This is a genomic window from Aureimonas sp. AU22 (genome assembly GCF_001463745.1).
Classification (GTDB): Bacteria; Pseudomonadota; Alphaproteobacteria; order Rhizobiales; family Rhizobiaceae; genus Aureimonas.
This window is the reverse complement of the sequence record NZ_BBWJ01000039.1, coordinates 53107-76595: the sequence shown is the minus strand read 5'-3', so window position 1 is coordinate 76595 and position 23489 is coordinate 53107. Positions and strand designations below refer to the sequence as shown.

The 23489-nt window shown below is 64.0% G+C and carries 16 protein-coding genes and 2 pseudogenes; 9 read left to right on the top strand and 9 right to left on the bottom strand.

Going from position 1 to position 23489, the window contains the following annotated elements; all coding sequences use genetic code 11:
• Window positions 1-106 precede the first annotated feature (106 nt).
• Window positions 107-1420 carry an RES family NAD+ phosphorylase gene (locus AUL34_RS13480; RefSeq protein ID WP_061934637.1) on the top strand — a complete coding sequence of 438 codons (1314 nt, stop codon included), beginning with the start codon at window positions 107-109 and terminating at the stop codon, window positions 1418-1420.
• A 183-nt stretch (window positions 1421-1603) separates the two neighbouring features.
• Here AUL34_RS13480 and AUL34_RS13475 read toward each other — a convergent pair whose 3' ends face one another.
• Entirely contained in the window at window positions 1604-3475 is a 1872-nt protein-coding gene (locus tag AUL34_RS13475; protein ID WP_061934635.1) for an AAA family ATPase, read from the bottom strand.
• Window positions 3476-3841: 366 nt separating this feature from the next.
• Here AUL34_RS13475 and AUL34_RS13470 point away from each other — a divergent pair, with 366 nt between their 5' ends.
• The 4 genes from AUL34_RS13470 to AUL34_RS13455 all read left to right on the top strand — a co-directional run bounded on the left by AUL34_RS13470 (window position 3842) and on the right by AUL34_RS13455 (window position 8138).
• The gene (locus tag AUL34_RS13470) at window positions 3842-4600 is read left to right on the top strand and encodes an SDR family NAD(P)-dependent oxidoreductase (protein ID WP_061934633.1); all 759 of its coding nucleotides are present in this window, start codon (window positions 3842-3844) and stop codon (window positions 4598-4600) included.
• Between the two features lie 46 nt (window positions 4601-4646).
• Entirely contained in the window at window positions 4647-5549 is a 903-nt protein-coding gene (locus tag AUL34_RS13465; protein ID WP_061934631.1) for an SMP-30/gluconolactonase/LRE family protein, read from the top strand.
• A gap of 56 nt (window positions 5550-5605) precedes the next feature.
• Window positions 5606-6988, top strand: a complete 1383-nt coding sequence (locus tag AUL34_RS13460) for an MmgE/PrpD family protein (RefSeq protein ID WP_061934715.1) — start codon at window positions 5606-5608, stop codon at window positions 6986-6988.
• Between the two features lie 166 nt (window positions 6989-7154).
• Window positions 7155-8138: a tripartite tricarboxylate transporter substrate binding protein gene (locus tag AUL34_RS13455; protein WP_061934713.1), complete on the top strand. Its 984-nt coding sequence runs from the start codon at window positions 7155-7157 to the stop codon at window positions 8136-8138.
• A 65-nt stretch (window positions 8139-8203) separates the two neighbouring features.
• On the opposite strand, the gene AUL34_RS13450 is transcribed toward AUL34_RS13455, so the two are convergent.
• On the bottom strand, window positions 8204-9832 hold the full coding sequence (locus AUL34_RS13450) for an MFS transporter (protein ID WP_061934628.1): 1629 nt from the start codon (window positions 9830-9832) through the stop codon (window positions 8204-8206).
• Between the two features lie 180 nt (window positions 9833-10012).
• Complete coding sequence (locus AUL34_RS13445) at window positions 10013-10906, bottom strand: LysR family transcriptional regulator (RefSeq protein ID WP_061934626.1); 894 nt, start codon at window positions 10904-10906, stop codon at window positions 10013-10015.
• Window positions 10907-11269: 363 nt separating this feature from the next.
• Between AUL34_RS13445 and AUL34_RS13440 the strand changes: the two genes are divergently transcribed.
• Both AUL34_RS13440 and AUL34_RS13435 read left to right on the top strand, forming a co-directional pair.
• Complete coding sequence (locus AUL34_RS13440) at window positions 11270-12397, top strand: alpha/beta hydrolase (RefSeq protein ID WP_202814953.1); 1128 nt, start codon at window positions 11270-11272, stop codon at window positions 12395-12397.
• A 57-nt stretch (window positions 12398-12454) separates the two neighbouring features.
• The gene (locus tag AUL34_RS13435; protein WP_061934624.1) at window positions 12455-12865 is read left to right on the top strand and encodes a cyclophilin-like fold protein; all 411 of its coding nucleotides are present in this window, start codon (window positions 12455-12457) and stop codon (window positions 12863-12865) included.
• A 497-nt stretch (window positions 12866-13362) separates the two neighbouring features.
• Here AUL34_RS13435 and AUL34_RS13430 read toward each other — a convergent pair whose 3' ends face one another.
• Window positions 13363-14343: an aldo/keto reductase gene (locus AUL34_RS13430; RefSeq protein WP_061934622.1), complete on the bottom strand. Its 981-nt coding sequence runs from the start codon at window positions 14341-14343 to the stop codon at window positions 13363-13365.
• Between the two features lie 84 nt (window positions 14344-14427).
• On the bottom strand, window positions 14428-15291 hold the full coding sequence (locus AUL34_RS13425) for an aldo/keto reductase (protein WP_061934620.1): 864 nt from the start codon (window positions 15289-15291) through the stop codon (window positions 14428-14430).
• A gap of 193 nt (window positions 15292-15484) precedes the next feature.
• Here AUL34_RS13425 and AUL34_RS22310 point away from each other — a divergent pair, with 193 nt between their 5' ends.
• A complete protein-coding gene (locus AUL34_RS22310) occupies window positions 15485-15751 on the top strand; it encodes a hypothetical protein (protein ID WP_156420920.1) in 267 nt (88 codons plus the stop codon).
• Window positions 15752-15891: 140 nt separating this feature from the next.
• Window positions 15892-16179, top strand: a pseudogene (locus tag AUL34_RS13420) (damage-inducible protein); the annotation flags it as partial.
• Here AUL34_RS13420 and AUL34_RS23020 read toward each other — a convergent pair.
• The 4 genes and pseudogenes from AUL34_RS23020 to AUL34_RS13405 all read right to left on the bottom strand — a co-directional run.
• Window positions 16169-16270 (bottom strand): annotated as a pseudogene (locus tag AUL34_RS23020) (acetyl-CoA acetyltransferase); the annotation flags it as partial. The pseudogenes AUL34_RS13420 and AUL34_RS23020 sit on opposite strands and share 11 nt — an antisense overlap.
• A 22-nt stretch (window positions 16271-16292) precedes the next feature.
• Window positions 16293-17741, bottom strand: a complete 1449-nt coding sequence (locus AUL34_RS13415; protein ID WP_061934618.1) for a hypothetical protein — start codon at window positions 17739-17741, stop codon at window positions 16293-16295.
• On the bottom strand, window positions 17741-19072 hold the full coding sequence (locus AUL34_RS13410; RefSeq protein ID WP_061934617.1) for a DUF4365 domain-containing protein: 1332 nt from the start codon (window positions 19070-19072) through the stop codon (window positions 17741-17743). Before AUL34_RS13410 ends, AUL34_RS13415 begins: the two co-directional genes overlap by 1 nt.
• Before the next feature lie 487 nt (window positions 19073-19559).
• Entirely contained in the window at window positions 19560-23381 is a 3822-nt protein-coding gene (locus AUL34_RS13405) for a vitamin B12-dependent ribonucleotide reductase (RefSeq protein ID WP_061934709.1), read from the bottom strand.
• Window positions 23382-23489 lie beyond the last annotated feature (108 nt).

The window sequence follows — 23489 nt, the reverse complement described above, 5'->3', positions numbered from 1 at the left end:
TCCACCTCATCTCGAGGAGCCGGTGCTTAAGCGACGATCTCCTCAGGGACATCGGTAGCAAGGCCGGGACGACGATGGATGGGTGCGAGCGCATGGGCGCGTCCCGATGAATGTCTGCCCGGAGTGCTTCCAGAACGAGACGTTGAAGCGGCGGCTCGTCGAGATCCGCCCTCGCTTCCCATCCAGCGAGAAGTGCCGGTTCCATCCGACATTGAAGGCTGTGCCTCTCGGCGAGGTCGGGGCCATCGTCGATCCGGCGTTCAGGGCGAACTACGGCTTCGGGAGATGGATGTTCGACCAGGAGGAAGGCGACGATCTCCGCTTCATCATCCAGGACATGACCGGTGCGACGGAAGAGGCTGTCGTCGATTCGCTGGTAGACTGGCTCGTTGAGAACGATTCCTATTGGCCTCCCGACGGCGAGGAGGCCTTCTACGCGACCGACCGCAACTACGTGCCGATCCCCTTGGATGGATGGCGACATAGCATCCTTTGGGAGCGGTTCCGGGAGGCGATCCTGCATCGCCAACGCTTCTTCAACGACCGCGCCAAGGGGTTCCTCGACGAGATCTTCGACGGGATCCAGCATCAGGCCGACGTCTCGGGTCGACCGACCTTCTATCGGACGGCTCCGGAGGATGGGACGATCCTCTATCGAGCGCGGGTCGTCGCGGACGAGGCAGCCTTCCGTCAAATCTCGGAGAATCCGTCAGGGCAGATGGGCACGCCTCCTCCGGCGTTGCGTCGGCAGGGGCGGATGAACGCCGCGGGAATCCCGGTCTTCTACGGAGCGACAGAACGCGACACCGCGGTCGCCGAACTCCGTCCGGCGGTGGGAGCCCGGATCGCCGTCGCGGCGTTTAGATCCCGGCGACCGCTCCACGTTCTCGATCTGACCCGCTTCGACCGACCGGGCAAGCGGCTGGACATACTCTCGAAGAATCATGCCAAGCGCACTACGCAATGGGCATTCATGCAGAGCTTCGCGCTCGAGATCAGCAAGCCGATCCTGCCGGGCGACGAACATCTCGAGTATGTCCCGCCGCAGGTGGTCGCAGAGTATCTGACGTCCCAGCCTATCCGTTGGCGGGGAAACGAAGTGACGCCCGACGCTGTCATGTTCCGATCCGCGCAACGCGATGGCGGTCGGAACATCGCCATCATGGGGGATGCCGCAAAGGTCCTCGGAGCGACGAGCGCCGGTGGGGAGCATGGAGATAACCGGCCCGCGGAGAGCGACGATCTGGACTATCTCGACTTCGTGTCTCCGCTGACCCCACGCGACAACCCCGGATTGGAGTATGTCGATGGCTCGATCGAACTCGTGACGGTGCGTTCCGCGACCTATTCCATCGCGGTGCAGAATGTCCTGTCCGACGACGTGCTGTCGTTGCCGGATGTGGACGAGGATCGGTTCTGACCCCCTTCCGTCGAGCCGATCGAATGTCGCGAACGCCGCGAGCGCCGGATGCGTCTAGGGTTCGCCGTTCCCGTGCCTGGTCTTCGTCGATACGCCGACGACGCAGCGGATTCACCCTATGCAGCTCGCGGAACACGACCCAAACTGCCGGTCCGGCTCCCGAAGAGGACACCCCTCTCACACTCAGGCGAACTTTCGAAACAGTTCGACCCAACGCTTCAGCAAGGCGTCGTCGACGAACCGATCGGGGTTGGCCAGAAGCCTGTTCTTCACGCCGAGAGACAACTCGACCTTCCAGCCCTCCGGAAGGCCGATGCCGTTGGATGCCGCCCACGACTTGATCTGCGGAACGATCGGCGAGCCCGTCTTGTAGACATCCTCGAACTCGTCCCGAGGTCGACGCTCCATCTTGTCGAGGACACCGATCAGAAGTTCCACGGGAAGAAGGTCCTCGATCTCCGTCCCCTTCATCTCCGGAAGGAACTGATCAGTCGTCAGGACGAGCTTCTCGGAGCCCTGATAGAGGGTTTCCTGCAGGTTCTTCGCAGCCTGCGCCCCCTGAGCGTCGCCGTCGAGGAGGACGACGGGCAGGGTGTCGTCGCGCCCCATCAGGATACCTGCGATGAGCCGTGCGGTCTTGGCTCCGCCCGAGGGAGGGAAGACGAGTTCCCTGCTCGGCTTAATCTTTCCCTTCCTGATGAGGATGGTCTTGATCGCCGAAAGGTAGTGCTGGTCCGACGGGCCTTCGACGATGACAGGCGTACAGCCGAGGAGAAGGCTTTCCGCGACCGACAGATTGAGGGCCGAGTGGACGGCGTAGGACGCACCACTCCCACGCGTTCCCTCGGCGAGATTACCCGACGACTTGGTCCCGCCCGCTTCGTCGACGAACACCTTCCTCACACGGTCCAGGCGGTCCGCGTCGATCATGAAGGGCGAATGCGTCGTGAACAGGAGCTGATGGGACTCCGCCAGATTGTCGAAGAACCGCGTCAGATCCCTCTGGGCAAGCGGATGCAGCGAATGCCCCGGCTCGTCGAGCAGAATGATCGCGTTCTCGTGCGCGTCCTCGCTCTCGTAGGTGAAGACCAGGAAGAAGCTCAGGAACCACTGCAGGCCTGTACTGCGGTTCTCCAGCTCGATCTCCTCGGTTCGGCGATCGTCCGCAACCCAGATGCGGAAGTAGTTTCCATCTGCCTGCAGGCGGAATCGGTAGTCGCCCTGCTTCCACCAGTCTCGGAAGGTGCGCGTCAGCTTTGCCGACGCCGACTGCAGGAGTGCGGCACGAGTGCGGAGCTGTTCGTCGTCGAGTACAATCTGCTCCTCGGACTTCTCGTCGATGGTCTTCTGGCCGTATTGGTTCACCCGCTCGGTGACACCGGTCGCCTTGGCGAGTTCAAGGATCTCCTGAGGGCTGAGGCTGACGAGTTCGAAGAGGACCTTCAGGGTCCGTGCCTTAGCCGCTTCCCTGGCGCCCAGATCCGTGCGTGCGAGGTTTTCCACGGCGTGCGGAAGGTAGATCTGCGCGTCGAGATTCCCGTAGTTCGAATAGTACACGAACTTCGGTAGGTAGGCGCGCAGCATGGCGAACAGCGATGGTCCCTTGGCGTCCTCTGTCCCGGCCTCCGCTCCATCCTCTTCGAGCTTGACAAGCCGAGCGGTCTCGAACGCATTGATCGGCTCGAACTGGTAGTTCGGGAACCAGAAGCCATACCGACCGGCGAAATCCCGAACGACCCGGATGGTCTGCGTCTTCGTCCTATCCGCGCCCCAGCGCTCGCAGAGGTCACGCTCGCGATCGTTCAGTTCGAAGATGCACTCGATGAACTGGTGCTCCGCCGGTGCCTTACGCATCTCGGCGTAGCGCGCTCTAGGCATGTCATCGAGAAGGTTCAGCTTCCCGTTTCCGGATGGGTTCAGCTTCCAGAGCGGTAGAAGGAGATTGGTCTTCCCGGCCTCGTTCTCGCCAATCAGCGCGGTCACGTCGGACGCTTCGATCCAGCCGCTGTCGTCGACCGATCTGAACTTCTTCACACGATATCTCAGGAGCTTCATTCGGGTTCCGACGACGTGGTGGCGATCTCCATACTGCCAGCCGCCGAGCCCGTTGCAAGGCGAGAACGCGCGTAACCACAAGTAGTAGAAGTCGCGCCGGTCGCCGGTCACTATTGCCGGAAGGGCTCAAGAACGGGCACGGCACACCGCATGGCGCGGCCGGTTCCGCCGTCAGCGCTCACGCGCCAGCGTAATGAGCGATCCGCGTTCCGATCTTCGACGTAATCCCCGATCGAATCGTCGTTGACGCCATCATGCATATATGAAAGTGTCTTTCACACATCAAATAATGATGGTCTCGTGGGAGGCGCCGTTGCCGTAGGGCAGGGCGGCCAACGGACCTCATGTGTGCAGTGGGAGGCTTTCATGTCGCAGCGTTTCGAGGGTCAGGTGGTCGTCGTCACGGGTGCCGGAAGCGGCATCGGTGCCGCGACCGTGCGTCGGTTGCACGCGGAGGGAGCGACCGTGGTAGCGGCCGACGTGACCCGCGAGTCCGTCGACCGGATGATCGCCGGTTTTGAGGACAGCGATCGCATCGAGGGCGTTGAGCTCGACGTCTGCGACCACGCCGGATCCCTCGAACTCATGCGGAAGGTCCGCGAGAGGCACGGTGCGATCCATGGCCTGGTGAACTGCGCCGGGATCAAGGGTGTCGGGAACGTCTTCGACGTCGATCCCGAGAACTACACGCGTGTGATGGCCGTAAATCTCGACGGCACGATCAACATGTGCCAGGCGTTCGCCCAGGTCGTACGGGATGACTCCTACCCCCGCGCCATCGTCAACATCTCGTCCGGGGCGGGCATCCTGGGCGTCGCCAACCGACTTCCCTACGTGGCGTCGAAGTTTGGCGTCACCGGCATCACCAAGTCCATGTCGCCGGAACTCGGACCCTTCGGCATCCGCGTGAACGCCATCGCGCCGGGGATGACCCGGACGCCCTTCACCGAATACATGCTGCAGGATCCCGCAGCCGTCGAACGGGTCAAGGCCGCCCATCCGATTGGACGGATGGGCGAGCCCGAAGAGATCGCGGCGGTGATCGTCTTCCTGCTGACCAGCGACGCGAGCTTCATGACGGGATCCATCGTGTCCGTGGACGGCGGCCAGACCGCCTGTCTTTGAACGCGGCGACTCGCGCCGCCGAGCCGAATGGCCGGGAGGGGCCACGATGCATACGATCAGACTTCTCGTCGATTGCAGGAACGACCTCGGCGAAGGACCGATCTGGGATGCTCGTGAGCAGCGGGTCTACTGGGTCGACTCCACGTCCGCGGAGGTATGGAGCTGCCGTGCCGACGGCAGCGACGTCCGAACCTGGTACGTCCCGACCTTCGTCGGGTCGATGGCCCTGCGGGAACGGGGCGGGGCGGTGCTGGCGCTCGCCAGCGGCTTCGCCCTCTACGACTTCGACACTCAGGAGGTGACGCCGGTCGCCGGTCCGTTCGGACCCGGTTCCGAATACCGGTTCAACGACGGAAAGGTCGATCGGGCCGGTCGATTCTTCGCGGGCAGCATGGGCTACGACTTCGATCCGCTCGACGTCACGATCGCCCGGCGTCCGGCCCGCGACGGTTCGCTTTATCGCCTCGATCCCGATCTCACCATGCACGAGATCGACACGGGCTTCGTCTGTGCCAACGCGCCCTGTTGGAGCCCCGACGATCGAACCTTCTACTGCGGCGACTCCGAGCACAACGTGATCTGGGCCTACGACTACGACATCGCGACCGGAGCGGTCTCGAACAAGCGGGAATTCCTGTCCGATCGCGGGTTCTCGAGAGCGGTCGACGGCGCGACTGTGGATTCGGAGGGCTTTCTCTGGAACGCGAAGGTCCTGGGCGGGCGCATCGTCCGCCATGCACCCGACGGGTCCATCGACCGAACGATCGAAGTCCCCGTACGCAACGTCACGAGCATCACGTTCGGCGGCCCGGACCTCGATGTCCTGTACTTCACGAGCATGGGGCGTCCCATGCGGGGCATCCCGCCGCGCCAGGCCGGTGCCGGTGGTCTCTTCGCAATCCGCGGGCTGGGCGTGACCGGCATTCCCGAGCCCCGCTTCGCCGGCTGACTACCGCCTCCCGACATCCATCGAAGAAGACCTTCCTGCCAAGGACGATGCGCACCATGACGCCTGCCGCCGACCTCTCCACCGATCTCGCCCGCTTCGCCGCGACGACCCGGTTCTCCGATCTCCCGCCCGACGTCGTCGATGCCGCGAAGAAGAGCCTACTCGACACGATCGGCGTCATCCTCGCGGCAAGCGGTACGGAGCCGGCCGTGAGGCCGCTGATCGAACTCGTTCAGGGCAACGGCGGCAGGGAGGAATGCTCCATCCTCGGGTTCGGGGGGCGGGTGCCGGCGTCGGCCGCGGCCCTCGCGAACGGGGCGCTCGCTCACGCCCTCGACTTCGACGACCAGACGCCGTGGGGCGCCCATCCCGACAGCTCGGTCGTCCCGACCGTCCTCGCTCTCGCCGAACTCAAGGGCGACGTGACCGGCGAGGAACTGATCGCAGCGGTCGCCGTCGGACAGGAGCTGTTCATCCGCCTTCGGCGCAACGTCGGCTGGCACATGGACTGGAACCTCTCCACCGTGGTGGGCTGCTTCTCGGCTGCCACGGCAGGAGCGTCGGTGATGAAGCTGTCGGTCGAGCAGACCGCGCATGCCTTGGGCATCGCGAGCATGCAGTCCGGTGGCACCATGGAACTGATCTTCGGCACCGGAAGCGATCTGCGAGGCATGTACGCGGGCTTCACCTCGCAGGCCTGTGTCACCGCCGTGCTTCTCGCCCAGCGTGGAATGACGGGCATCCGGAACCTGTTCGAGGGCGAGGCCGGTCACTTCCGCGTCTACTTCAAGGGCGAGTTCGACCGGGAGAAGATGCTGCAGGGGCTCGGACGCGAGTTCCACAGCGGTGGGATGCTCTACAAGTACTGGCCCGCCGTCGGGAACGCGCACACGTACATCCACGCCTCCATCGAACTTATGCGCGAGAATGGACTGATCCCCGACGACGTGGAGGAGGTCCTCGTCCATGTCGGAGACTTCCAGCAGCGCATGTGCTCGCCGCTGGACCAGCGCCAGGCGCCCGGAACGCTGGTCGACGCCAAGTTCAGTCTGCCGTTCCTCGTGGGTCTCTCCCTCGCCAAGGGCAGCATGCGTATCTCCGACTTCTCGACGGAGGCCCTGAAGGATCCCGTCGTCCTCGCCCTGGCTCGCAAGGTCGTGCCCGTTCCCGACAGCAGCTACGACTGGACGGCCAAGCTGCCGGACGGAAAGGTCGTCGTCGTGACCCGCGACGGGCGCCGCTTGGAGCGCCTCGGCTCCATGGTGCCTGGAAGCGCGGATCGCCCGATGACGTGGGACGAGCTGTTCGACAAGTTCCGCGACTGCGCGGTAGCCGCCGCACGGCCACTCCCGGAAGCGACCATCGCCGACACACAGAAGACGATCCGCGACCTCGAGACCTGCGGGAGCATCTCCACGCTCCTGAGGCTGCTTGCCTGACGGTGGGCCGCTCCGGGAAGGTTGGGCACCGACGAACCAAGAGCGGCCTTCGTCGTCGACGAGGTGGCCGGTAGCAGACGAGCGATGGACGGGATCGGGTTAAGAAGCCTCGGCCCGGATTCCACGATCGAACGATCCACGACGTCCAGAAACGGGAGGAATGCAGATGACCGAATTCAGTCTGACGAGGCGGAGCTTCATCGTGGCCGGTCTGGCCAGTTGTGCGTTCGCACGGAGTGCCCACGCCGCCTATCCCGACAAGCCGGTCCGTTGGATCGTCGGCTACCCGCCCGGCGGCGCGACGGATGCGATCGCCCGTCTCATCGGTCGTCCGATGTCGACGTCGCTGGCCCAGCCGATCATCGTCGACAATCGGCCGGGAGCAGGCAGTTCCGTCGGCGCCTCGGCGCTGGCGGCATCGCCCAAGGACGGCTACACCGTCGCGAGCGCGGACAACGGTACGCTGATCATCAATCCGGTCGTCTACCGCAACCTCCAGTACGATCCCGACCGCGACTTCCGGCCCGTGGGGCTGTACGCGGGGATCAATCTTCTGCTCTGCGTTCGCACGGACTCTCCGATCCGGACCGGTGCCGAGTATCTCGAGAAGGCGGGTTCCGCCTCGCAGCCGCTCCTCTACGCCAGCCCCGGTATCGGAACGCCCCTGCACCTGGCGATGGAGCGTCTGGCCCGCGACGCGAAGGTGCCGCTCAAGCACGTGGCCTACAAGGGAATGGCGCCGGCCCTCAACGACCTCATGGCAGGCGTCGTCGACAGCATCGTGATCGACTACACAACGGCCGGTCCTGCCATCAAAGGGGGTAGTGTCAGGCCGTTGGCGGTCTTCTCCGAGGCACGCCTCGCCGTCCTTCCGGACGTCCCGACTATCGCGGAGCAAGGACTTCCGGGCTTCACCGCCGGTGCATGGCACGGCCTGATAGTGCCGAGCGGCACGTCGGACGAAGTCGTGGATCGGCTTTCCAAAGGTCTTGCCACGGCCCTGACCGATCCGCTGGTGAAGACCCGCTACGCAGAACTCGGGCTCGACATGCCCGCCAGCGATCCTGAGACGTTCCGGAGACGGTGGGACGACGACAAGGCTCTGTGGCAGCCGCTGATCAAGAGCCTCGACATCAAGCTCGACGGGTAGGCAGCGGTGCACCGGTGTCCGAACTGGACGCCGGTGCAAAATCTCCGGCCCACGAGCGGTGGGCTTCACGAGACCTCCGGATATTCCTTGATCGGCATGTCGTCCCGGAGTGGGACGGTCTGCCGTTCGATCATCCGGTGGACCCGCGGGCGATCGGGCCCCTTATGCAGTTCCCGAAGCCGATCGTTGATCTCGGCATCGGCCTTGGTCCGCCGCGTGTTGTGGCGCACGTACTCGACCCACGTCGCGACGTGATAGGTCTCGGTCCAGATCTCAGGGTTCTCGAGATCGCGCAGGAGCGACCATTGCCGTGCTCCGTCGCGGATGCGCACGCGTCGGCGCTCGCTCATCGTCGCGAGGAAGGCCGGAACGTCCGCCTGTGCGATCTCGTAGTCGACGAGCACCATGATCGGACCGCTACGCGAACGCAGATCCAGGCGGACTTCGGGTTCCTTGAACTGATCGAGCGGATCGAGGTCGAGGGAGACGAGCGGTGGCAGCGGGAACCGCAGCCCGACGAAGGCTCCGAGGGTCAGCACACCCCCGGCGCATAGGAGTGCGAGGGTCGGTCCGTAGTCCCTGGCGAGGATACCCCAAACCCAACTGCCCGCGGCCATGCCTCCGAAGGTCGCCATCTGGTAGATCGAGAGGGCTCGGCCCACCACCCATCGCGGCGTGGAGAGCTGCACCGTGACGTTGAACAGCGACAGAGCCAGAACCCAGCAGGCACCGGCCGGAACGAGACCCAGGCAACTCAGCCACGCGTCCCGGCTCAGGGCGACGACGACGGTTCCGACGGCGAAGCCCATATAGGCGACCCTGGTGATCGTCTCGCTCGCGAACGCCTCCCGCAACCGCGTGTTCAGGAGTGCGCCTCCGATGCCTCCGATGCCGAAACTTCCGAGGAGGAGGCCGAAGGTGGTCGCCTGCCCCTGTACCAGATCGCGGGCCACGAGCGGGAGCAACGCGAGAATCGCGACGGCTCCGATGCCGAAGGAGGCCGAACGCAGGATGACGGTCAGGAGGTTCGGGGACATGGCGACGAAGCTCAGTCCCGCGAACATCGCGTCGCCCAGCGTCTCCCGTGGCAGATCGGAAACGGGCCGGCGATGCTGCCATCGTCTCAGCGTGAGGATGATCGGAACGTAACTCAGGGCGTTGATCGCGAAGGCACCGGCCGCTCCGGCGGAGGCGACCACGAAGCCGCCGACGGCCGGTCCGATGCTCCGCATGAGGTTGAACGCCATGCTGTTGAGCGTAACGGCGGCCGGGATGTCGCGCCGTGGCACGAGGTCCCCGATCGACGCCTGCCAGGACGGGTTGTGGAGCGCCGTCCCGCAACCGATCATGAAGGTGAAACCGAGAAGTAGCCACGGTGTCACCTCGCCGACGAACGCGAGCGTCGCCAAGATCACCGACGCTGTCATCATGAGGGTCTGTGCGGCCAGGAGAACACGACGCCGGTCGAAGTTGTCCGCCAGTGCCCCGGCCATGAGCGAGAAGAGGACGATGGGAAGCGTGGTGGCGGCCTGCACGAGCGCGACCGTGTCGTCGGACGCACCGATGGTCGCCATCATCCAACCGGCGCCGACGGCCTGGATTAGACCTCCGAGGTTCGAGACGAGGACTGCAGACCAGAGAAAGCGAAAGTCGAGGCTGCGGAACGGAGCCGCGAGGGAAGGGCGGTCGGACAATCTTCGGCCTTGTCGGGGAAGACGAGATGGAGACCCGTCGGAGGGCGGCGTCGATCGCCGGCTGAGGTTGGTCGTGGCGGCAGGATAGGTTCGCGTGCCAATGCCTGGCAACCCGATCGGTCGCCTGGATGCGGCAAACGTTATACCCCGCAGTGATAGGAGAGCCGACGGCGGTTGCGCCTAGGTTCTGTGACGCAACGCCTCGACCAGGGCGACGAACGCGGGGGAGGCCTGACGCCGGCTCGGATAATACAGGTGATACCCGTCCCAGAACGGCGAGAAGTCCTCGAGTACGCGGATCAGCCGTCCTTCGGCGACGAGCGGCAGGACGATCTCCTCGGGAATGTAGGCCAACCCGAACCCGTCCAGCGTGGCGTCGAGCGCGTGAAAGATGTTGTTGAACGCCAACTGACCTTCGACGCGGATCCGGATCTCCCGTCCATCCTCCTCGAACTCCCAGGCGTACAGGCCGCCCGAGGAGGGAAGCCGGAAGTTGATGCAGCGGTGTTCGACGAGTTCGCGGGGGTGCGCCGGCCTCGAGCGGCCCTCGAAGTACGAGGGCGATCCGACGACCGACAGTCGGAAGTCGGGACCGATCCGGGCCGAGATCATGTCCTTCGAGACCTGCTCTCCCATGCGGACGCCGGCGTCGTAGCGTTCGGACACGATATCGGTCAGGCCGTTGTCGAGGATCAGTTCGACCGAGATGTCCGGATAGTTCCGAAGGAACTGCCGTAGCTTCGGCCAGAGGACATGCTCGATCGCATAGTCGGCGGCGGCGATGCGGATCGTGCCTGCCGGCTTGTCGCGGAGTTCGCTCAACGCCTCGATCTGGGCGTCGATCTCGTCGAACCGCGGACCGATGCCGGCAAGGAGGCGCTCGCCGGCTTCCGTAGGCGACACGGCGCGTGTGGTCCGTGTGAGAAGTCGCACGCCGAGGCGTGCTTCCAGTTGCCGGATCGTGTGGCTGAGGGCGGACTGGGATACGCCTGTCTTCGCCGCCGCCCGCGTGAAGCTCTGTTCCCGCGCCACGGCGACGAAGGCAAGCAGGTCGTTCAGGTTCTGGCGTGGCATCGAACGGCCCGGACTCCGACATTTGACGCAAAGCGCGATCCGACCATGCGTACCAGAGGAACGCCGCCACCTGTACCGTGCATGAAGGCCGGCAGGTCGTTTCCTGCTGGCGCCATACCCGCACGCCATGGGTCAGGTTGGTCCATCGACGATGCCGGCACCCTATGATCTTCCGGGTCCAGAGGGGACGTCTCTCCCAAACGAACTCATCACGAATTCTCACGGACGCGTTACGACTCATGAAGGACATTCATGACGACAAGCGAGGGCGGGTGGATAATCCTCGGCGGCCGGATGCTTTAACTCTCCAGCCATGGACAGGGGCGGCGTCGACGCCGGCCCGACGAGAACGGAGAAGCAGGAATGACCAACCTCGACCAGACGCAGACCGATCGATCCACCGTCGCATCCCTCGGCGGCTTCCTGAGGATGGCCGCCGCCGGCGCGATGGCGATGGGGCTCGCCACGGTCGCCACGACTTCGAAGAGCCTAGCGCAGGATCTGTCGAACGGAGCCGCCAACTTCTATGTCAGCGATGCGGTGACGGTACAGCCGATCACCTTCCAGACCCAGTACCGGACGATGGTCGCCGGCAACATCTTCATCCCGAAGGATCTCGACCGCAGCGTCGACCATGCCGCGATCGTCGTCGGCCATCCGATGGGTGCCGTGAAGGAGCAGAGCGCCAACCTCTACGCCACGAAGATGGCGGAGCGTGGCTTCGTGACCGTCTCGCTCGACCTGCCGTACTGGGGTGGCAGCAGTGGTGAGCCGCGCAATGCCGTGGCGCCAGAACTCTATGCCGAAGCCTTCAGTGCCGCGGTCGACTATCTTGGCAGGCAGGACTTCGTGGACCGTGACCGGATCGGGGCGATCGGTATCTGCGGCAGCGGCTCGTTCGTCGTCTCCGCCGCCAAAATCGACCCGCGCATCCGGTCGATCGCGACGGTCTCGATGTACGACATGGGCGCCGCCAACCGGAACGCCCTGCAGAACTCGCTGTCCGTGGAGGACCGTAAGGCCGTGATCGCGGCTGCGGCCGAGCAGCGTTGGGCCGAAGTCGACGGAGCCGAGACGGCGGTCACCGGCGGCACCACGCTGGAACTGACGGCGGACACGCACCCGATCCAGCGCGAGTTCTACGACTTCTACCGCACGGAGCGAGGCCGGTTCACGCCCGAAGGCGCGTCTGCGGAGCGCACCACGATGCCGACCCTGACGTCCAACGTGAAGTTCATGAACTTCTACCCGTTCAACGACATCGAGACGATCGGGCGACCGATGATGTTCATCTCGGGCGATCAGGCGCACTCGAAGGAATTCTCGGAGAAGGCCTACGAACTCGCTTCCGAGCCGAAGGAGCTTGTCTGGGTCAAGGGGGCCGGCCACGTCGATCTCTACGATCGGGTCGATCTCATTCCGTTCGACCGGCTGGATACGTTCTTCCAGGGTAGCCTTGCCGAACGAGCCGCGGCTCTTTCCGAGAACTGAGACAAGCGGATGCGGGCGAGGTTTGGACCTCGCCCGTCGGGCATCGGGAGATCGATCATGCTTCGCTTCGCACTGACCCTGACGGTATCGATGGCTACGATGGACTATGCGATCGCCCAGGATAGGATCACGATCTCGTCGGACTGGGGCACCGTCGACGCGGTTCTCACGGACAACGAGGCCGCCTCGGCCCTTCTCGACCTCCTGCCGATCACCCTCGACATGCGCGATCACCTCCGTCAGGAGAAGACCGGAAAACTGCCCATTTCGCTTCCGCGAAGCGAACGTCGGCTGGACTTCTCACCCGGCACCATCGGCCTGTGGGGTTCGAACGACTTCGTGGTCTACTATCGCGAGGGCGAGGTGCCTTGGCCCGGTATCGTCGTGCTCGGCCACGCCGAGGGAGATGTCGCAATCTTCGATCGGCCGGGTCGGGTATCGGTTCGGATCGAGCGCTCCGAGCGCTGATGCCCCGAGGGATCGAAGCAGGGCTTGAGCCGATGCGAGCCGTCGGACGCATCCTCAGGACGCTGCGGAAGGAATGGGATCTCGGTGGAGGACAGGAGACTGCGCTCAGGGACCTCGGAAGCCATGGGTCAGCCTTCCGCCGAGTCACAACGTCGATCACCGGCCTCGATGGTCAGCCTGCGTCAGGCCGAGGGGGCGGCACGTCAATGGTAGGCCGGTCGTTCCGTCTCAGTTCGACGGCGTCATCGAGTAGGATCTGCCAGGAGCGGGCAGCCGCGAGGTGCCTTTCCTTGACCTGCGGCAGCGTTCAGCCTTCGCCGCAGCAAGGCAGTCGGCGAGCCGGGCTCGGTAGACGTCCTCACCGTCCATCATCGCTGCTTCTTCGGCCGTTCGGCATCAAATCTGTTGAAGGGGAGATGCCATCCCCTTCGTATGTTAGCCGAGATCATCGCTTTCCGCTCGCCGCTCGATTCCAAGTGTCCTGCAGGACGCCGGGTTCAGCCGAAGCCGACGATGGCATGCGGTACGTATGGAGCCTCGAGACGGGCGATCTCCGCTTCGCTCAAGATGACATCCAGTGCCGCCAGCGCGTCCTGAAGGTGCTGCGGCTTCGACGCGCCGACGATCGGCGAGGACACGACGGGCTTCGCCAGTACCCAGGCCAGCGCGACCTGTGCGCGGGGAATGCCACGTTCCGACGCGACTTCGGCGACCGTCTCGACGACCTTGCGATCGGCGTCCGCGGTCCGGTCGTAGAGCGTATGCGCGAAGTTGTCCGTGCGCGACCGACCCGTCGCCTCGTCCCAGCCGCGGGTGAGGCGACCACGAGCGAGCGGACTCCATGGCATGACACCGATTCCCGCGGCCTCGCACAAGGGAAGCATCTCGCGTTCCTCCTCGCGGTAGAGGAGGTTCACGTAGTTCTGCATCGTGACGAACCGCGTCCAGCCATTCGCCTCCGCCGTGTGAAGCATGGTCGCGAACTGCCAGGCGTACATCGAGGAGGCTCCGATGTAGCGGGCCTTTCCAGCCTTCACGACGTCGTGGAGCGCCTCGAGCGTCTCCTCGATCGGTGTCTGCGGATCGAAACGATGGATCTGATAGAGGTCGACGTAGTCGGTGCCGAGGCGTCGAAGGCTCGCGTCGATCTCCTGCATGATCGCCTTGCGGCTGAGGCCGCCACCGTTCGGGCCCGGTCGCATCGGCAGGAAGACCTTCGTGGCGATGACCACCTCCTCCCGCCGCGTGAACTCCTTGAGAGCACGGCCGACGATCTCCTCGGATGTGCCGTCGGAGTACCCGTTGGCGGTGTCGAAGAAGTTGACGCCCGCCTCGACGGCCTGCCGGATGAGGGGACGGCTCGCCTCCTCGTCCAGGGTCCACTCGTGGTTCCCGCGCTTCGGATCTCCGTAGGTCATGCAGCCGAGGCACAGACGGGAGACGTCCAGACCGGTTCTGCCGAGCTTGACGTATTTCATGGTGTTCTCCTTGCTGGATAAGAGCGGAGCCGTAGGTCGGACCGATCCGGACGGAGGTGGGGTCCGGGTCCGCGAGAAGCGGGCTCAGTACCTGATGCCGAAGACCGGAAAGTGATCTGCATCCCCGTAGTCCTGAATGCTTTCGGCGCTCTTCAGGGTCTCCATGTCGGCCACGGAGATCTCGAAGTCGAGGGTCGCGTTCGAGCGCATATGATCGGGGTTCGCGGTCTTCGGCAGAGGAAGAAGGCCGAGCTGGAGGCAGTAGCGGATGCAGATCTGCGCGATGCTCACGCCATACCGATCCGCCATGGCGGCCATGTCGGAATTCCGCAGGAGGTTGCCGTGGGCGACGGGCGAATAGGCCTCTACGAGAATGTCGTTGCGCCGCGCACGATCGATGAGATCGAACGGCGTGTTCCCGACATGCGCGAGGATCTGGTTGACCGCCGGCTTCACACTGCCGTTCTGGATGATGTTGTCGAGGTCAGCCCTTTCGAAGTTCGAGACACCGATCGCCCGGAGCTTTCCGGCGCGCCGGGCATCCTCCAGGGCCCGCCAGACCTCCAGGTTCCCCTCGAAGCGATGGTCGCCGTCGCGGAAACTGGCCCAGGGCTGCGGGCTATGGATGATCATCAGGTCTACGTGTTCCAGGCCGAGCGTCCTGAGCGAGCCGTCGATGCTTGCCTGGGCGCTCTCGTAATCCTTGATCTCGGCCGCGACCTTCGTCGTGACGAAGATCTCATCGCGTGCGACGCCGGAGGTCCGGACACCTTCGCCGACACCACGCTCGTTGCCGTAGGCCTGCGCCGTGTCGATGTGTCGGTAACCGATCCGGATCGCATCGCGAACGGCCTGCGCGACCTTCGCATCGTCGATTCGCCAGGTGCCGAGACCGAGCTTCGGGATCCTGACGCCGTCGGATAGAGTGTAGGTTTCGTCGAGTACCATGTCTGTCGGAGCCTTTCGGGCAGGGGGACGAACCTCCCACCGATGGACCAGGTCCATCCTGCATTCGACAGTGGGAGTTCGCAAACCGGTCGAACGATACAGGTACGGCTGACACCGTATTAGCTCGCGGTTGGCGCTAGCTGTCAGAAACGCCCCTCATGAATGGGCATGCCAGGACGCGGGTTCGCCTACGATGGCGATCGACGAGGAGACAGTTGGACAGGTTGTGCAGCTTGTCGGCGAGATCGGCCATGCCTGCATGACCCGTGCGGAGGCGATCGACGATGCTGCCACTCAAGTCCTGAGTCTCGCTCCAATGCACGACGTTGCGCGTTCCGCCTGCGATTTCATGCAGCTTTCATGCAGCAATGTCGATTGTGCGAAAAATCGAAACGCGGTCAGTGACTTAGGTGGGTCAATTCATGCAGGGCGGTGTGAAATACGAGTTCAGGCATGTTGAGACTGCGGTTGCCGACCACGGAATGCCGGACGACGGTGGAGAACCTGACGGCATCGATTGACTCCACCCTACCCTCAGAACAGAACGGGAACATATTCTCCGTCCGAGACGCTCGTAGGAATCAGGTCCGCAGTCAGTCGATGCAGAGAGTTCCAGATAGATCCGTTCTCGACGACCTTCGCGGGCGCGTCCAGCGCCTGGAAGGGAGGGGTGCACGGGTTCGACTGCCGCTCCCCTTCGGTGTCCAGGAGATCGATGGTCGTCTGCCGGGGGGTGGCTTGGCTCTCGGCGCCCTGCACGAGGTCGCGGGTGGCGGGAACGGTGCCGTCGACGGGGCCGCGGCGGCTCTTTTCGCCGCCGGGGTCGCCGCGCGTACGAAGGTTAACGTGCTCTGGTGCGTGACCCGGCAGTATCTGTTCGCTCCATCCGCGCTCTGAGGGGCACGGCACCGAGATCGTCGGCGCGCACGGACGAGAGCGGACCGCCGAAGCGGCCGATCGGGGTGCGGACGTAACCCATCCTCCAAGGCAGCCCGTCAAGCTCAGATGTAGTAGCGATAGTCGCTCTGATCTCTGTCCCCATAGCTGACATGTTTCAGGATCCGCCCCACCTGACGGGCGGCTCGGATGGGGATCGGGAGGGATTGGTCGAACTGCGTCGAGTTCCAGTTCATCTTCGTCAGCGCGAGGATCTCCTCGGCGAGTTGTGTCAACGGCGTGTCGCTTCCGATGGCAGGACGTAGCTCCAATGGTCGGGGCACACGTGCACCAGGGTAGGTGCCGTAGTAGGGAACGCTTCCGCGGCTGTAGAGAATGGCGCTCCGCCCGAGATCGACAAAGCTACCCCGAAGTGCTGGGTAATCTCCCTCTCTCATGAGCGCCAGCGGCGTAGATTCCTGCACCCAGATCATATCGGAGATGTCGACGCCCACTTCGTCAAGCGCGGCCTCGAAACCATCGACTTCGCTGGTCTCGAAGCGCGATGTCTTGAGGATAACGACCCTCGCCGGATAATGCCTATGCTGCATCCGGTACGCGTCGGCCGACTTGCGGAGTAAGGCGTATGCGTCTTCTCGAGTGAGATAGGGGTGGTTGCCTGGGCGGTCGGTGTGGGCACGCGCTCCACGCAGGATGATGCCCTTTCCACGTTCGTCGAACATCTGGGCCGTGCTTGTCCAAAGTCGCTGCCCGTCGAGGTCGCGGTAGAAGCCGATCCCAAGATAGCTCGTTCGATACTCATCGTCCTTGACCGGAAGCCGCCAAGGGGCTTTGCCAGCCTTGTAGAACAGCGCGTTCAGGAGGTTCCAGGCTCGTACCGAGGGCGCCTGCACCGTCCTAGTTCCTCTGAACTTCCGTCCTATGGTTGCATTGTCATCCCACAGCGTCGGCCAGACGATCTGCGTGGGAACGTTGAGGGACAGTGCGCGAGCCTTGAAAAGGTCTCTGAAGTCGATCGGGGACGCCGATTTCGGTTCCTCTTGGTCCTCGCCATCATCCTCATCGCTCAATTTCGCGTTTGCGACCTTCTCGATGAGAGCCTTTGGAAGAGCGAGAACGATGACGTCCGGTCGACTTGATCCTTCGAGCAGCGAACGAGCTTGGTCGATGAAGACATCGACTGCGGATCTGACCGCATCGTCATGCCGTGGCACCGCGAGAACCGTCTTGATGTCGCGGTTCGGGAGCACCCGCGACCCTTCTTTGTCCACCTCGAACGAGCATCGGAAGGGGTTTCTGTTTCCCAGACCGGGGAAGCTTGGATTGAGATTTACGTAGCGGCTTTCGTTAGGAATGCCCGCCATGGCGCGCTCGAGAAAAGCTGAGAAACCTTCCATCGTTTCTGCAGTGCCGATGACCCCAATCCGTATCCTGTCGCCAAGAGCTGGCTGCAGGGGGCCAAACTCCGTCAGTCCGTAACGTGGATCGACAGCTATCTGCTTGTCACCGAACTCAAGCAGTGGTTCGTCCAAAACCTTCGAGCGGAAGTCCATTAGAACAACCCCGGTTCGTTCGATCTCAGCCGATCTGCATTGGGATCCTGGACCTTCCATGACTCCTCTGGCACCGACCGCTCCATCTCGATCGGACGCACCGTGGCGAACCTCAGTTTTCCAGGCTCGACCTCGCTGCCCGTCCCGAAGAGACTCGGTGCTGTTGGCCTGCCACTTTCCATTAGGAGGTGACGCCACATCACGAACTGTCCGCGAATGGCGTCGTTGCGCTCAAGCTTCTTCTTGCCGGTCAGGAGCGTAGATGAGAACCGGTGGGTCCGAGACCCGTCTTCGGTGAATACGAAGGTAGGACTGATCGACACGAACCAGCGTCCACCGATCGGCAGGAAGCGTGGGATAAACGCATGATGCCGGACGCTGCTGATCCGCGTCTTGTCCTTCTTGTCCACGTACACTTTGACGACGTCGGCCTTCGCCTGGTTTTTGGTTGCCGTGTAGGCGTAGGAACGGCCCTTCTTACGTTCGGGGGCACGGAAGTAGTAGCTACGCCCGTCCTTGTCGAAACCAATGTCAGGTTCGAGTTGGCGGCCCATCGTCCGCCTGAGAAGTTCGACGAAGGAGATCTCGTCGTCCCGATCTTCGCTATCGGCGATGATGGACGTCTCCACGGCTTCGACGCTCTCATCATCCACCAGACAAGCCGCTGCATTGGTTCGAGGATCCCGAAACGAGAGGAAGCGCCCACCGCGAAGGACCCAATCGAACTCTCGATCGTCGTGTCGAAGCATCTCGGCGATGGCAGGTCGGGCGTGCTTGAACGGGGAGGTCGCGACGAAGATCTCGGACGGAGGCAAAACCTCGACGAGGTTCAGATGCGCTTCTTCACCCGACTGCAGAGGCGGCAGATGTGCTCCATGCGTGGAGCGATCGATTGATAGTGAGGCGATCCGATCAACCGCCGACTTGTCGAATAGGTCCTGCTTCTTGTCGAACCGGAGCCGGCGCTCCTCCCCAGGCAATCCGGCGTCCACGCTCTTCCAGAAAAAGCTTTCGTCCGCCCGGCGCAGCAGCACGATGATGACTGGCACATTCGTCGTTCGCCAGAATGCGAGATCGTCGGACTTCAGCAGATAGTCGAAACCGTGCTCCGTTTCACCCGAATAGGCTCCTGCGGCCGTCGTCTTGACCTGGACGCCTATCATCTTGCCGAGCGCCACTCCGGTTTTCGGATCGCGGAGGTGGATCATGCCGTCGATCCCTGTCTCAAGGCGCCCGTTCGGTTCGAAGACCTGCCCCATCGAAAGCACACGCGTCCGAACCATCGACTCGCCGAATTCGCCGTTGATCTGGTTATCGGTCACGGTTTTCATGAGATGGGCCCCTCCGGATCAAACCATGAACGTAGCGCACGATGACCATTCAAGCCATTACTCGTGCGATCAGGCGACAGCGACACATGCTGGGATGGTGAGGATTAAACGCCAAGCGTCGAATGACAGGCAGCCCCGACCGTGAAACGCCTCGCGTGTCGGTGTCGGGGCTGTCTGACAAATAATTCAGCGGTCAGGTTAAGGCGTCTTGCCGAGCTTCAGCTTGCCCTCGGTGCAGCGTCATGGGCTCTACCCCCATGCGGTGAAGCGGTCCCGGAATCGAAAGGCCCAGGCGGATCGTAGCGCGCCTGGGCCATTTGCTTTCGTCTTTTCTGCCCTGAGGCTTGCTCTGCTCGACCGAGATCAGAAGCCCTGAGTTACGGACTCCGGAGAACTGCGGCAGGGCTAACGTGCCACGATGGGTGTTCTAGAGAGCCCTGAGGCAAACCAAACTGCCCGTCATAGTGTCACCACCTGCCACCCAAGCTTACGAGCAGCCGCTGGTCGAACCGCAGGTGTCGCACTTCAGGCAGGTGCCGTTTCGGACCATCGTGAAGTTCGAGCACTCGGAGCAGGAATCGCCGGTGTAGCCTTTCATCAGGGCCTGGGCCCGGCGTTCCGCGCTCGTCGCCTTCGCGGGCGCTTCGACGCGGGACACGTCGCGCGGCGAGGCGGCGTAGGCGAGGGGGCTGTCGAACAGGCCCTGGGCCGGCGATGCGTCGGCGGTGGGGGCTGGTTCGTCGAGCGGGGTCGTCTCGTAGTCGCGCTTGAACGCCGTCGCTTGGCTGCCGCCGAGGGTGGCGGGCACCCGTGCCGCAGCCGTCGCTGCGGCAACGGTCACGGGGCGGCCGACCGCCGACACGCCGGCCGGCTTCGCCTGACCTGCGGGAGCCGCAGACCCTTGCGCGTCGGACGAGACGAGGCGGAACTTCGCCGTCTGGCCGCGCACCATGCCGCTGGAGATCGGCAGGGGCGCCGGTTTGTCGCCTTCCACGCCGCGGCCGATCGTCGAGGCGCCGAAGTCCTCGGGCTGCACGTGGGCGAGGTCGTGGCGGCCGAGATAGGACACCGCGAGTTCCCGGAACACGTAGTCGAGGATCGACGTTGCGTTCTTGATCGCCTCGTTGCCCTGGACCATGCCGGCCGGCTCGAAGCGCGTGAAGGTGAAGGCCTCCACGTATTCGTCGAGCGGCACGCCGAACTGAAGGCCGAGCGAGATGGCGATGGCGAAGTTGTTCATCATCGCACGGAAGGCTGCGCCCTCCTTGTGCATGTCGATGAAGATCTCGCCGAGGCGCCCGTCGTCGAACTCGCCGGTGCGCAGATAGACCTTGTGACCGCCGACGATGGCCTTCTGGGTGTAGCCCTTGCGGCGGTTCGGCAGCTTCTCGCGTTCGCGGATCACCTTCTCGATGACGCGCTCGACGATCCGCTCGGCGATCTCCGTCGCCTGGACGGCGGCCGGAGCGGCGGCGATCGCGGCAGCGGTCTCCTCGATCAGGTCGTCCTCGTCGTCCTCGTCCGCGATCAGCGAGGCGTTGAGCGGCTGAGAAAGCTTGGAGCCGTCGCGGTAGAGGGCGTTCGCCTTCAGCGCGAGCTTCCACGACAGCATGTAGGCGCTGTTGCAGTCCTCCACCGTCGCGTCGTTCGGCATGTTGATGGTCTTGGAGATCGCGCCCGAGATGAAGGGCTGCGAAGCCGCCATCATGCGGATGTGCGATTCCACCGAGAGCGAGCGCTTGCCGATCCGTCCGCACGGCGAGGCGCAGTCGAACACCGGCAGATGCTCGGCCTTCAGGAACGGCGCGCCTTCGAGGGTCATCGCGCCGCAGACGTGGATGTTGGCGGCTTCGATGTCCTTGCGGCTGAAGCCGAGGGCGGGCAGGAACTCGAACGAGAAGTCGTTGAGCTGTTCGTCGGTGAAGCCGAGCACGTCCTTGCAGAAGGCTTCGCCGAGCGTCCACTTGTTGACGGCGAACTTGATGTCGAAGGCGCTCTTCAGGCCCTCGTTCAGCGCCGCGATCTGCTCGTCGCCAAAGCCCTTGGCCCGCAGCGAGCCGGGGTTGATGGCGGGCGCCTGGTTCAGGTTGCCGTGGCCGACGGCATAGGCCTCGATCTCGGCGATCTGCGCTTCGGAGTAGCCGAGCGTGCGCAAAGCCTCCGGCACGGCGCGGTTGATGATCTTGAAGTAGCCGCCGCCGGCCAGCTTCTTGAACTTCACCAGCGCGAAGTCCGGCTCGATGCCCGTCGTGTCGCAGTCCATCACGAGACCGATCGTGCCAGTCGGCGCGATCACCGAGACCTGCGCGTTGCGATAGCCGTGCTTCTCGCCGAGCTCCTGCGCCAGGACCCAGGCTTGCTTGGCGCGGGCCGAGAGGCGCTTGTCCTTGATCGAGGCATGGTCGAGCGGCACCGGATCGACCGCGAGACCCTCGTAGCCGTTGGCGAGCCCTTGAGCGGCGCGCGCATGGTTGCGGATGACTCGCAGCATGCCGGCGGCGTTGCGCTCGTAGTCCGGGAAGGGGCCAAGCTCACGCGCCATCTCGGCCGAGGTGGCGTAGGAGACGCCGGTCATGATCGCCGACAGCGCGCCGCAGATCGCCCGGCCTTCGGCCGAGGAGTAGGGGATGCCGGCGGTCATCAGCAGGCCGCCGATATTGGCGAAGCCGAGGCCGAGCGTGCGGTAGTCGTAGGAGCGCTGCGCGATCTCCTTTGAGGGAAACTGCGCCATCAGCACCGAGATCTCGAGCACGACCGTCCAGAGACGGGTGGCGTGCTCGTAGGCGTCGACGTCGAAGCGACCGTTTGGCTCGCGGAACTGCAGGAGGTTCATGGAGGCCAGGTTGCAGGCCGTGTCGTCCAGGAACATGTATTCCGAGCAGGGGTTCGACGCGTTGATCGCGCCGGCCGCCGCACAGGTGTGCCAGTCATTGATCGTGGTGTGGAACTGGATGCCGGGATCGGCCGAGGCCCAGGCGGCGTAACCGATCTGGTCCCACAACTCGCGCGCCTTGAGGGTCTTCGTGACCTTGCCGGTGGTGCGGCCGATCAGCTTGTGCTCGCCGTCCTGCTCCACCGCCTGAAGGAACTCGTCCGAAACACGCACCGAGTTGTTCGAGTTCTGGCCGGCGACGGTGAGGTAGGCCTCGCTATCCCAGTCCGTGTTGTAGACGGGGAAGTCGATGTCCGTGTAGCCCTGGCGAGCGAACTGGATGACGCGCTTGACGTAGTTCTCCGGCACTTGGGCGCGCTTGGCGTCCTTCACCGCGCGCTTGAGAGCCGGGTTGACGTTCGGGTCGAAGCATTCGTCGCCCGTGCCGCCCTCGCAGTTGACGCAGGCCGACAGGATGCTCTTCAGGTGCTTGGAGACGGTCTTGGAACCGGTGACGAGGGCGGCGACCTTCTCCTCCTCGCGCACCTTCCACATCACGTAGTTCTCGATGTCGGGGTGGTCGATATCGACCACGACCATCTTGGCGGCGCGACGCGTCGTGCCGCCCGACTTGATCGCGCCCGCCGCGCGGTCGCCGATCTTGAGGAAGCTCATGAGGCCGGACGACTTGCCGCCGCCGGCGAGCTTCTCGCCTTCGCCGCGAAGCGCCGAGAAGTTGGAGCCGGTGCCCGAGCCGTACTTGAAGAGGCGCGCCTCGCGCACCCACAGGTCCATGATGCCGCCCTCGTTGACGAGGTCGTCGGCCACGGACTGGATGAAGCAGGCGTGCGGCTGCGGATGCTCGTAGGACGAGGCCGAGCGCGTCAGCTCACCCGTCCGGTAGTCGACATAGAAGTGGCCCTGGCCGGGGCCGTCGATGCCGTAGGCCCAGTGAAGCCCGGTGTTGAACCATTGCGGCGAGTTTGGCGCGACCTTCTGGGTCGCGAGCATGTAGGCCAGCTCGTCGCGGAAGGCGCCCGCGTCCTCCTCGGAGTTGAAGTAGCCGCCCTTCCAGCCCCAATAGGTCCAGGTGCCCGAGAGGCGGTCGAAGACTTGCCGGGCGTCCATCTCGGAGCCGGTGCGCTCGGCCTCGGGCAGATGGGCAAGAGCCTCTTCGTCGGCGACCGAGCGCCAGAGCCAGGAGGGAACGTCGTTCTCCTCCACCTTGCGAAGGGCCTTCGGCACACCCGCCTTGCGGAAATACTTTTGGGCCAGGATATCGCTGGCGACCTGGCTGAACTGCGCGGGGACGTCGATGTCCGCCAGCCGGAACACGACCGAGCCGTCCGGGTTGCGGATTTCGCTCGTGGCCTTCCGGAACTCGACGGCGTCGTAGGCGCCTTGGTCCGCACGCGTGTACCGGCGATCGATCTTCATGCCCATGGTCTTCTCCGGTGCCTGTCGCCACGAATGGACGCGCGAGGCCGTTCATCGACTGACGTGTCGATGCCGGACCCGGACATGCCCGTGGCAGATGATTCTCTA